9 protein-coding genes are annotated in these 12,360 nt (G+C 43.4%); 6 read left to right on the top strand and 3 right to left on the bottom strand.

Features of this window, described 5'->3' with window-relative positions:
- Positions 1–11: 11 nt before the first annotated feature.
- Positions 12–1,127: a DUF5666 domain-containing protein gene (locus tag OCU77_RS06170; protein WP_048897047.1), complete on the bottom strand. Its 1,116-nt coding sequence runs from the start codon at positions 1,125–1,127 to the stop codon at positions 12–14.
- A 146-nt stretch (positions 1,128–1,273) separates the two neighbouring features.
- Here OCU77_RS06170 and OCU77_RS06165 point away from each other — a divergent pair, with 146 nt between their 5' ends.
- Both OCU77_RS06165 and OCU77_RS06160 read left to right on the top strand, forming a co-directional pair.
- The gene (locus OCU77_RS06165; protein ID WP_048897046.1) at positions 1,274–1,942 is read left to right on the top strand and encodes a response regulator transcription factor; all 669 of its coding nucleotides are present in this window, start codon (positions 1,274–1,276) and stop codon (positions 1,940–1,942) included.
- Positions 1,914–3,194: a sensor histidine kinase gene (locus OCU77_RS06160; protein ID WP_048897045.1), complete on the top strand. Its 1,281-nt coding sequence runs from the start codon at positions 1,914–1,916 to the stop codon at positions 3,192–3,194. Before OCU77_RS06165 ends, OCU77_RS06160 begins: the two co-directional genes overlap by 29 nt.
- Before the next feature lie 85 nt (positions 3,195–3,279).
- On the opposite strand, the gene serC is transcribed toward OCU77_RS06160, so the two are convergent.
- Together serC and gyrA are read right to left on the bottom strand one after the other, a co-directional pair.
- The gene (gene serC, locus OCU77_RS06155; protein ID WP_048897044.1) at positions 3,280–4,362 is read right to left on the bottom strand and encodes a 3-phosphoserine/phosphohydroxythreonine transaminase; all 1,083 of its coding nucleotides are present in this window, start codon (positions 4,360–4,362) and stop codon (positions 3,280–3,282) included.
- A gap of 242 nt (positions 4,363–4,604) precedes the next feature.
- Entirely contained in the window at positions 4,605–7,277 is a 2,673-nt protein-coding gene (gene gyrA / locus OCU77_RS06150) for a DNA topoisomerase (ATP-hydrolyzing) subunit A (RefSeq protein WP_048897043.1), read from the bottom strand.
- A 484-nt stretch (positions 7,278–7,761) separates the two neighbouring features.
- Here gyrA and OCU77_RS06145 point away from each other — a divergent pair, with 484 nt between their 5' ends.
- The 4 genes from OCU77_RS06145 (at position 7,762) to nrdA (ending at position 12,334) form a co-directional block, all read left to right on the top strand.
- Positions 7,762–7,908: a hypothetical protein gene (locus tag OCU77_RS06145; protein WP_162845603.1), complete on the top strand. Its 147-nt coding sequence runs from the start codon at positions 7,762–7,764 to the stop codon at positions 7,906–7,908.
- Positions 7,909–8,174: 266 nt separating this feature from the next.
- The gene (gene ubiG, locus OCU77_RS06140) at positions 8,175–8,885 is read left to right on the top strand and encodes a bifunctional 2-polyprenyl-6-hydroxyphenol methylase/3-demethylubiquinol 3-O-methyltransferase UbiG (RefSeq protein WP_048897042.1); all 711 of its coding nucleotides are present in this window, start codon (positions 8,175–8,177) and stop codon (positions 8,883–8,885) included.
- 134 nt (positions 8,886–9,019) lie between these two features.
- Positions 9,020–9,682 (top strand): HAD family hydrolase, encoded by a 663-nt coding sequence (locus tag OCU77_RS06135; protein ID WP_107302375.1) that lies wholly within the window; start codon positions 9,020–9,022, stop codon positions 9,680–9,682.
- 384 nt (positions 9,683–10,066) lie between these two features.
- Entirely contained in the window at positions 10,067–12,334 is a 2,268-nt protein-coding gene (gene nrdA, locus OCU77_RS06130; protein WP_048897041.1) for a class 1a ribonucleoside-diphosphate reductase subunit alpha, read from the top strand.
- Positions 12,335–12,360 lie beyond the last annotated feature (26 nt).

Raw genomic sequence — 12,360 nt, 5'->3', positions numbered from 1 at the left:
AATAGCCAAGCTTAATCGTTCGATTCGATCTCTTTTGCCATTTTTCTTCCGTCAATGATCATGCCTTCAACTTCAACTTTTTGGCCGTCTAAGTTGTCGAACGTAATGCCATCATCGAACTCAGTCTTTGCATCCACGTAAATCGTTTCACCTGCCACCTCAAATTGTTTCAACTGGCTATTAACATTGGATGCCATACCTTCAAGATCGAATTCTTTCCCTTTGATCTTATCATCATCACCAAACTCAATTTCTTTCGCCCACAGCGTGTCACTTTGTGTTTGCAAATCAACTTCGATCCAACGCCCCAGTGCTAAGTCTGACTTTTTACCATCATCAAACTCAGTTTTTGCGGTGATTTCAGCGCGGATTCGCCCATTGATTTCAATTTGCGTTTGGCCTTTATTAACCCAAGTAAGTACACCCTCGACTTCCTGATCTGCATAGTCTTGCTCATCTTCCAGCTCGACCTTCTTAGCCGTAAAAGTACTGCCATCAAAAGTGCCGTATACTTCAACCCAGCTACCATTTTCTAGTTTCAGATCATCATCTTTATCAATAGATGCGCCGCTGTAATCGACCTCAACAGGACCAATTTTGAACCTCTTGTTATTATCATCAAGTTCAGCGACTACACCTTCAAATTCGTGCTGGTCGTTATCCAACTCTGCGATTTCTTTCACAGATACAATTTTTATTGAGCCATCGGCTTGGGTGTAACCTGTTACCAGTACCCAATCCCCAACCTCAATATCGTCATCTAATTTATATTCAAACGTTACACCATCAACCGTCACTTTCGTACCATCGATTTTTATCACCTTCCCCACAAGTGTAGGGTTCAGCTTAATGTCATTGGTTTCACCATTGTTAGCGGTCAACTGAACACGCATTCCCTCATCAAGATTACTGAATTGAAGTGTTTTACCTTGATAAGAGATTTTTGCATTTGCTGCTGATAGCTGCTCGCCGTGTAACGACAACGATTGCGTTGAAGGGTTTAAAGATTGAATTTGACCATCTAAGTTACCGGATTTCTTCACTATATTGTCATTACTGTCACTACCACTCCCGCCACAACCAACAAGTGCTACAGAAACCAATAATGTGAGTGCTTTTAACTTCATAATGTCCTACTGAAAATACTAAGTAACAATTTTCGCGCAGTATAAAAAGTTATTCGTGAAGAAATCGTGAAGGCGTGACATATAATTGACACATAAATGCAGTATTTTGTTCATCCTTAAAAGCCCGCTATCACTACAGTTATGATATGAAAGTACTTATTGTCGAAGATAACCCGCAAATAATCGAAACTATTTCTGATTATTTATCGCTTGATGGAGCGACGGTAGATTGTGCTTATCATGGTGAAGGGGCAATTTCTTTGCTTGAACATGAACAATACGATGTGATCGTCATGGATATCATGATGCCTAAACTCAATGGCATCCATACAGTCGAGTATTTACGTCAAGAACTACGTTGCGACATCCCCATCCTGTTTTTAACCGCAAAAAACAACCTCAGTGACAAAATTGCCGCTTTTCAGGCTGGAGGAGATGATTACCTAGTAAAGCCTTTTGCGCTTGAAGAACTTCATCTTCGCTTACAAGCACTGGCTAATCGCGGTCCACGCCAAGACATTGGGATACTCAAATTTGCTGATATCAGTATTGACCCTCGTACTGAGCAAGTAACGCGTGCGAACTCACACATCAAGCTCAGTCGCATCCAGTTTCTTATCCTTCAAGTATTAATGAAGAAAGCACCTGCCCTTATCAGTAAACAAGAACTCATTACGGCTGTATGGGGAGAAAACGCCCCTTCCAGCGATGCACTCCGTAGCCATGTTTATGGGCTTCGCAACGCTATCGATAAAGACTTTCCTTATTCACGATTAGAGACCATACATGGCAAAGGCTACCGACTCAAAGCATAAGGTTTACCCAAGTTTATATCGAAAACTGGTACTGACTTTCAGCATATTAACCTTAGTACTTGTCACTGTTTTTTGGGCCGTTATTTATAAAGCGGAAGAGCAAATGGAGATCATTAGCCTGCACCATTGGCTCGATACAGAGGCTAAACGCTATCAGCGCGATTACGTCTTTTTTGGTGAGGAGACAATTCCACCTAATACGGCCGAATTTTCAAGTTTTTGGAGTGAAAGGCCGCACCCTACATGGCTCAATGCTTACCAAAAACCAGGGTACTTTAAACACTTTATCGAAGATGATGATAAGCACTTTGTCGTGATCAAGCATCCATCAGGCATAGGATTTTATTACATTGTCTTCAATGACTACGCCGATGATTACCTTGATGATTATGAAGATAGCCTTCATTTCTACACCATACTTCTGGGTGGTATCGCCACGTTATTAGCACTTAGCTACGGCTTATATTTTGTTCGATTACTTGCAAAGCCTTTGAGTCAAATAGAAGAGAAAATTGAGCGACTCACCCCAGACACCCCAGGTGTTACCGTAACCGCTAAATACAAAGAATTACGCCGCATTGAAGAAAGCCTACTACAGAGCAAACTCACCACAGATGCCTACTTTAAACGCGAACAAGAGTTCCATCAATTCGCATCGCACGAGTTGCGAACACCATTGATGGTTATGTCAGGATCTATCGAGTTACTTGCACGGCTTGATGTCCTTCCGACCGTTGGTCAAAAGGCTGTAGCTCGGCTTCAACAAGCCAGCCATGATATGGAATTAATGACAGACACCTTACTGTTATTGGGTGTTGAACAAATAGAGCCCCACCATTATCAATCTCAGTCTTTATCGTTCGTACTCGAGAAACAAGTTCACTTATTATCGGCGTTATTCAGTCGCCACCAAGCAGCACTCACATTAACATCAAATAGCCAATTCACGGTCAATGCGCCTGCCAGCTTTGTCACTGTCGTTATCAATAATCTGATCAAGAACGCACATGAACATGGCAGCGGTACAGTCAACATATCGCTCAATAATGACACACTCAAAATACAAAACGCGCAAATAATCAGTACACCAGAATACAGCCAATCAAATAGCTATGGATATGGGCTGGTTATTATTCGCCGTATTTGTGAGCGTATGGGGTGGCCGCTGGATATAAAACATAACCCAGACTCGTTTATCGTGAGTGTGAAATTTGCCAAGCAGACAACACAAGCACCAAGTAGGTTGGTATAAAACCAATAAAAAAAGCAGCCGAGGCTGCCTTCATAATGATTGCTTGTACTGCGCCTTAATAAACAACTAGCGGCGCACGATAAAATTAAGCGTTCTCTTGTTCAAATCTCGCCATGAAAGTCACAAGGGCTTGAACACCTTCTATTGGCATTGCGTTATAAATAGATGCACGCATCCCCCCCACGGCACGGTGTCCTTTTAAAGCAACCAAACCCGCAACATCCGCTTGCTGTAAAAATAGCGCATCTAGATCTGGGTTCTTAAGCTGAAACGGTACGTTCATTAACGAACGGTTATCGATATGAACCTCGTTACGGTAAAAATCAGAATGATCAATAAAGTCATAAAGCACTTTTGCTTTGGCTTCATTACGCAGCTGCATTTCAGCCACGCCACCGATGCTCTTGAGCCATTTAAAAACTTCACCCGCCAAATACCAAGCAAATGTCGGTGGTGTATTAAACATTGATTCTTTATCCACCAGCACCGAGTAATCTAAAATACTTGGGAGAATCTCTTTGGCTTTACCTAACAAGTCATCGCGTACAATCACTAAAGTTAAGCCTGCTGGACCAATATTTTTTTGTGCGCCAGCGTAAATCACACCGTATTTAGACACATCTATTTCGCGCGACAGAATCGTTGAAGACATATCCGCAACAATCGGCTTATCGGTTTCAGGCAAGTCACGAATTTCGATCCCATCGATTGTCTCATTCGGGCAGAAATGTACAAACGCCGCATCTTCAGATAACGGCCACTCAGAGGCGGGTAAAATGGCTTTCTTACCATCGCGCACACACGTGATATCAACATTATTCGGTGTGCAGTATTTCTCGGCTTCTACTACGGCACTGTGAGCCCAGTAACCACCATCCATATAATCGGCCGATTTAGCATCACCCAATAAATTCATGGGTACGGCTGCAAACTGACCACGCGCACCACCATGGCAAAATAACACATGGTAGTTAGCTGGAATTGCTAATAAATCACGTAGATCTTTTTCCGACTGCTCCGCCACAGCAAGAAACTCTTTGCTGCGGTGGCTAATTTCCATCACAGACGTGCCTAAACCATTCCAATTAATGAGTTCTTCCTGAACCTTTTTTAAAACTTCCGCTGGAATCATTGCTGGGCCAGCGCAAAAGTTATAGACGTTTTCCATGATGAGAAGTGTGCTCCTGCTATACGAGATGGGGGATTTCGATTCATCACACCGATTTTAGCTGAATGTGATTACGATCAATCTCTTCGTTTTACACCTTTGTGGCAACGCTGAAAAGCCTTTCTCTATCGATTTAAAGAAAAAAATGAAGATAAGCCTTTCATCTGGCGGCCAATTTTATTTAGGCATAAAAAAACGCAACCCGTAGGCTGCGCTTTTATCAGTGATTCAATCTAAGAAGATTACTCTTCGTCAGTTGATTCATCTTGCTCTGAATCAGATTCAGGTTGTTGTGGCTGTTCAGCATCAGGCGCTTGGCCTTCCACTGCTTCACCGTCAACCACGGTTGCTTCGCCATCAATGACAGCGTCGTCATCCAGTAACACTTCTTCAGGCTCATCGATACGTTGTAGGCCAACAACAAGCTCATCTTCCGCAGTTCGGATCAAGGTAACACCTTGAGTGTTACGGCCAACACGGCTAACTTCAGACACACGCGTACGAACCAGAGTACCACCATTAGTGATCATCATGAATTCGTCACCATCTTCAGCTTGAACGGCACCAACGACTTTACCATTACGCTCAGAGACTTTAATCGATACAACACCTTGTGTTGCACGGCTCTTCGCTGGGTATTCTTCCAATGCAGTACGCTTACCGTAACCGTTTTCAGTTACTGTCAGTACGTCACCGTCATTGTGCGGTACGATTAGCGAGACAACTTTGTCGCCTTCCGCTAGTTTCATACCACGAACACCCGCAGCTGTACGGCCCATACCACGCACTTGTTCTTCAGAGAAGCGAACCACTTTACCCGCTTCAGAGAACAGCATGATTTGGTCAGTGCTGTTAGTAACGTCAACACCAATCAGTGAATCACCTTCACGTAGGTTCACCGCAATGATACCTGCGCTACGAGGACGACTGAAATCAGTTAATGGCGTTTTCTTAACTGTACCGTCTGCTGTTGCCATGAATACAAACTTATCATCTTCGTATTCTTTAACAGGCAAGATAGCAGTAATGCGTTCACCTTCTTCTAATGGAAGAATGTTAACAATTGGCTTACCACGTGCAGTACGGCTCGCTAGCGGTAACTGGTAAACTTTCAGCCAGTACATACGACCACGGCTTGAGAAGCACAGAATCGTATCGTGAGTATTGGCCACTAGCAGACGCTCGATGAAGTCTTCATCTTTCATGCGTGTTGCCGCTTTACCTTTACCACCACGACGTTGCGCTTCGTAATCACTTAGCACTTGATACTTAACGTAACCTTCGTGAGACAGTGTTACGACAACATCTTCTTGCGTGATTAGATCTTCAAGGTCGATATCGTGGCTTGCGGCTGTGATTTCAGTGCGACGCTCATCGTTGAACTGCTCTTTCACTGCAAATAGTTCTTCGCGAATAACTTCCATTAGACGCTCAGAGCTACCCAAAATAAGCAGTAGTTCTTCGATAATATCTAGAAGACCTTTGTATTCATCAAGGATCTTCTCGTGCTCAAGGCCCGTTAGACGGTGTAAACGAAGCTCAAGGATCGCTTGTGCTTGTTGTTCAGTTAAGAAGTACTGTCCACCGTGAATACCGTATTGAGGTGCTAGCCATTCAGGACGAGCAGCATCAACGCCAGCACGTTCAAGCATAGAGGCAACATCACCAAGCTGCCATGGACGCGCCAATAGGCCTTCACGAGCAACTTGTGGTGTTGGCGCTTGCTTGATTAACTCGATGATTTCATCGATGTTAACGAGCGCAATCGCTAAACCTTCAAGAATATGCGCACGCTCACGCGCTTTACGCAATTCAAAAATAGTACGGCGTGTCACCACTTCACGGCGGTGATTCACGAAGCACTTCAGCATTTCTTTTAGGTTAAACAACTTAGGTTGGCCATGGTCTAGTGCAACCATGTTGATACCAAATGTTGTTTGAAGCTGAGTTTGTGAGTACAGGTTATTCAGAATAACTTCGCCCACAGCATCGCGCTTACATTCAATAACAATACGCATGCCGTCTTTATCAGACTCATCACGTAGTGCACTGATGCCTTCAACCTTCTTATCTTTAACTAGCTCGGCAACCTTCTCGATTAGACGCGCTTTGTTAACTTGATAAGGGATTTCAGTAACAATAATGGTTTCTTTACCATTCTTGTCAGCTTCGATTTCAGCTTTGGCACGCATGTAAACTTTACCGCGGCCAGTGTTGTACGCATCGATAATACCTTTACGGCCATTGATCAATGCTGCTGTTGGGAAATCTGGACCTGGAATGTAATCCATTAGCTGATCGATAGTGATATCTTCATTATCGATATAAGCAAGACAACCATTAATCACTTCACCCAAGTTATGCGGTGGGATGTTTGTTGCCATACCCACGGCAATACCCGACGAACCATTTACCAGTAAGTTTGGCACTCTGGTAGGTAGAACGGCTGGGATTTGCTCTGTACCATCATAGTTAGGTACATAATCAACAGTTTCTTTATCGAGATCTGCCAACAATTCGTGGGCAATTTTTGCCATACGAATTTCGGTGTAACGCATTGCCGCTGCGGAGTCACCATCAACGGAACCGAAGTTACCTTGACCGTCGACTAACATGTATCGCAGTGAGAATGGTTGCGCCATACGTACGATAGTGTCGTATACAGCGCTATCACCGTGTGGGTGATATTTACCGATTACGTCACCTACCACACGGGCAGACTTTTTATATGCTTTATTCCAGTCATTGCCTAGCACATTCATCGCGAATAATACGCGACGGTGCACAGGCTTTAGGCCATCACGCACATCCGGAAGAGCACGACCAACGATAACTGACATCGCATAGTCGAGGTATGAGCCTTTCAGCTCCTCTTCAATGTTTACGGGCGTGATCTCTTTTGCAAGATCGCTCATTGAGCCAATATCCCTCAGGTAATTTCTGTCGTATTTTTATACGTGCAAGGTGCGAGAATATAGCATATTTCCGTAAAAATAGGCACACCTTTCACACTTTATGTTGTGAGTAATTGATGGGTTTGGTCAAAAAACGAAAGTAAATATCAGTCTATTAGTTAGCAAACCATCACTTCAACGTAAAAACACATACTCATATCAACTACTGCATAAAAATATAAAAGAAAGTGCTACCAATTGTAAAACTTAGATCTGCTCGCTTTTTATACAAAAACATTCACCGATCACTTCTTTATTAAGCAAAAATAAGATCGCAGTCACTACCGAGAAAAATAAGCCCAGTAGAATCAATTAGGCAATATCAAACAAGGTGAATACCTCGCATATTCAGTAGTCGCGACTGAATAGCAGTCCTTTGGTATACAGCCTTTTAGGTAATGCGTGCTCTGCGTAATGTTCACGTTAATTATTGAGTGAGGTTGTTATGTTGGGATCTGCGATTAATACCATTGGGCTTTGCATCATTGGCGGTAAATACATTCTTATGCTCATTCTTGCCGCTATGACTGCATTTTCAGGTTCAATTAACCCTGAAGCTTTTTCATTTGTCATGACCGAAATCTCACAGTAGCGCAGCAACTCGCCTCTGTTTCATTTCCTACCCTGCCTATGTTTTCTTCAGTTCAAGCGGGAAGCCACTCAGTGACTTCCCTTTATTATTTCGACGCTCACCGATTCACCTCATCTAATGCCATTCAGATTAGTAACATTCGCCGTGTTGTTATAAAAGTACGTCAGAAAAAATGATCCGTTACCGACTTGGATTGGTATAAATGTTTCAAGTCGCGATCAATTAGCTATAATGCGCCCACCGATTATGGACAAATGGCACGAAGCATGACCAAACCGTTAAATGTCGATCCGGCAGAAATCAGTAAATTTGAAGATATGGCCTCACGCTGGTGGGATCTTGAAGGTGAATTCAAACCCCTTCATGAAATCAACCCATTACGTCTAAATTACGTAATGGATCACGCTGATGGCTTGTTTGGTAAGAAAGTGCTCGATGTTGGCTGCGGCGGCGGTATTTTAGCAGAAAGTATGGCCGTCGAAGGGGCTGAAGTCACTGGCCTTGATATGGGCAAAGAGCCTCTGACTGTGGCTCGCTTACACGCATTGGAAACAGGCACAAAAGTGGAGTACGTGCAGAGCACGGCTGAAGAACATGCCGAGCAAAACCCAGAAGCTTATGACGTAGTTACCTGCATGGAAATGCTAGAACATGTGCCAGATCCTGCCTCTGTCATTGCTGCTTGCGCTAAAATGGTAAAGCCAGGCGGACACGTATTTTTCTCGACACTGAACCGCAATGCCAAATCTTACTTATTTGCTATTGTAGGCGCTGAGCAACTACTTAAAATCGTTCCAAAAGGCACGCACGATCACAGCAAGTTCATCCGACCTTCAGAAATGATGGCCATGATAGATCAGACCCCGCTGCAAGACCGTCACATAACGGGTCTTCACTACAACCCGTTAACCAATAACTACTGGCTAGGTAATAATGTGGATGTGAACTACATCGTGCATACCGTGAAACCTCTGTAGACAAAAATTGGTGAATTCTTAATCTGGTCACTTTATCATTGCTAAAGTGATCAGATACTTACCCAGTGTATGTCAAATCTAGCTATCCTTTATTAAAGCCCCGCAGCTTCATTAATTTTGATAAGGATATTGCCATGCCTCAACCAATTACAGGTGTACTGTTTGATCTTGATGGTACATTGTTAGATACCGCACCTGACATGGCACTCGCTGCTAACAAAGTTTTAGCTAATCACGGTATTCCCCCGCTGCGTGAACATCAAATTCAAGCCAACACCAGTTTTGGTGCGAAAGGCTTATTAGAAGCCGGATTTGATGGCATTCCAGATCATTTAGACTTCCCTCAACTTCGCCAAGCTTTTCTTGATTATTACCAAGAAAATATCTGTATCAACACCCGATTTTACCAAGGTATTGAAACCCTCTTGCTAACCTTAGAACAGCATAATGTGCCATGGGGGATCATGACCAACAAGCCGGCCTTTTTAACCGATTTGCTATTGCCCTTCTTTCCACTATTGCTCAAAGCCAAAGCCATCGTATGCGGCGATACCCTCCCCCTTGCAAAACCTCATCCTGAACCCTTGCTCTACGCCAGTGAGTTAATTGCGATCCCCCATCATCAGTGCGCCTATATTGGGGACATAGAGAAAGACATGATTGCAGCCAATGCCGCTAACATGCAGGGTTATGTCGCCAGTTGGGGTTATATCGGTGAGCATCATTCACCTGAAGAATGGAATGCGGCTGGTGTTCTGCCTACACCGCAAGACATACTCGCTTTGTTGCTTAAATAAATATCATCAATAAAGCCACTTTTTGAGCGTCTTTTATGCCTAATCGACAAGGTTTTATTGACTGAAAAATCAAGCAAAAAAAAATATTTTTTTCCAAAAAACTCACTCAAGATCTGTTGCAATTTTCTTTAATACTTATGTATCTGCCTGAGTGAGTTAGTGGGTACTAACTTTTTATAACGCATCCCCAAGTTATCCACAGATGGTCAATTTTTGTCAACTTGCAAAATGCCGTCATCAACACTATCTTGTAACGCATCAAGCTCAACACCCCAATATGTAGTGTTTTTATGCAAACACATAATCGTTACAAGGATCACATTCTTTAGTAACGAGTTACTCATAATTGCAAAAAACACGGGGTTCAACGGAATACTGCCAAAAATGAATCAACAGCTAACGGTTACTAAGCGTGATGGTCGCAAAGAGACTATCGAACTGGACAAACTTCACCGAGTGATTACTTGGGCTGCGGAAGGGTTAGAAAACGTTTCTGTATCACAAGTAGAATTGAAATCACACATCCAGTTCTACGATGGTATCAAAACAGAAGATATCCACGAAACCATCATCAAATCAGCGGCTGATCTCATTTCGGAAGAAACGCCAGATTACCAATACTTGGCGGCGCGCCTTGCGATTTTCCACCTTCGTAAGAAAGCATACGGTAAATTCGAGCCACCAGCACTTTTTGATCACGTAACGAACCTAGTAGAAAAAGGTAAGTACGACCAACATTTGCTCGAAGATTACACAGCTGAAGAATTTGCAGTGATGGATGGTTTTATCGATCACTGGCGCGATATGAACTTCTCATACGCAGCGGTTAAGCAACTTGAAGGTAAATACCTGGTTCAAAACCGTGTAAGCGGTGAGATCTTTGAAAGTGCGCAGTTCCTATATATCCTGATTGCTGCTTGCCTATTTGCTAAGTATCCAAAAGAAACACGTCTTGATTACATCAAACGCTTCTACGATGCAGCATCGCAGTTCAAGATTTCTCTACCAACACCTATCATGTCAGGTGTACGTACCCCTACCCGCCAATTCAGTTCTTGTGTACTGATCGAGTGTGACGATAGCCTTGATTCAATCAATGCAACCTCAAGCGCAATCGTACGTTACGTATCACAGCGTGCAGGCATTGGTATTAACGCAGGTCGTATCCGTGCGCTAGGTTCTGAGATCCGTGGTGGTGAAGCTTTCCACACCGGTTGTATCCCATTCTACAAATACTTCCAAACAGCCGTTAAGTGTTGTTCTCAAGGTGGTGTACGTGGTGGTGCAGCGACACTGTTCTACCCTATGTGGCACGGTGAAGTAGAATCTCTACTGGTACTAAAAAACAACCGTGGTGTTGAAGAGAACCGTGTTCGTCACATGGATTACGGCGTACAAATCAACAAATTGATGTACACCCGCTTGATTAAAGGTGAGAACATTTCTCTATTCTCTCCTTCTGATGTACCAGGGCTGTACGATGCATTCTTTGCGGATCAAGACGAATTTGAACGTCTATACGTAAAATATGAGCAAGACAGCAGCATCAAGCGCACAAGCGTTAAAGCGATTGATTTGTTCTCGCTACTGATGCAAGAGCGAGCTTCAACAGGTCGTATCTACATTCAAAACGTTGACCACTGTAATACACACAGCCCGTTTGACCCAGCTGTTGCACCAATTCGTCAGTCTAACCTATGTCTTGAGATTGCACTGCCAACCAAGCCATTGAACAACGTTGAAGACGAAAACGGCGAAATTGCACTATGTACGCTATCTGCGTTTAACTTAGGTGCGATTGAATCTCTTGATGATCTCGAAGAGTTAGCAGAACTGACTGTTCGTGCTCTTGATGCGCTATTGGATTACCAAGACTACCCACTACCAGCAGCACGCCGTTCAACCATGAACCGCCGTACGCTAGGTGTTGGTGTGATTAACTTTGCTTACTACCTTGCGAAAAATGGTGTTCGCTACTCTGACGGCAGCGCAAACAACCTAACGCACGAAGCATTTGAAGCGATTCAATACTACCTATTGAAAGCATCGCTTGGCTTAGCAAAAGAACAAGGCGCATGTCCTTCATTCAATGAAACGACATACGCACAAGGCATTCTACCTATCGATACTTACAAAAAAGATATCGATAAGATCTGTGACGCTGAACTGAAATACGATTGGGAAACACTGCGTGAAGAAATCAAAACGCACGGTTTACGTAACTCAACGTTGTCAGCGTTGATGCCTTCTGAAACATCGTCACAAATTTCGAATGCAACCAACGGTATCGAACCACCACGTGGTTTCGTTTCAGTGAAAGCATCAAAAGACGGTATCTTGAAGCAAGTTGTTCCTGAGTACAGTAAGTACAAAGATAACTATGAACTACTGTGGAACATCGGTAGCAATGATGGCTACTTGCAACTTGTTGGTATTATGCAGAAATTCATCGATCAGGCGATTTCAGCAAACACCAACTACGACCCAAGCAAGCAAGCTGGCGGTAAAGTGCCAATGAAACTCTTGCTAAAAGACCTGCTTAACGCGTATAAACTCGGCGTGAAAACGCTTTACTACCATAATACGCGCGATGGTGCTTCAGACGCTCAAGGCGATGTAGGTGCAGACGATTGCACAAGTTGTAAAATTTAAAGAATTGAATGGGAGCTTCGGCTCCC

Source organism: Photobacterium swingsii, from assembly GCF_024346715.1.
Lineage (GTDB): Bacteria > Pseudomonadota > Gammaproteobacteria > Enterobacterales > Vibrionaceae > Photobacterium > Photobacterium swingsii.
Note: the sequence above shows the minus strand (reverse complement) of the source record. Positions and strands in the feature narration are given on the sequence as shown.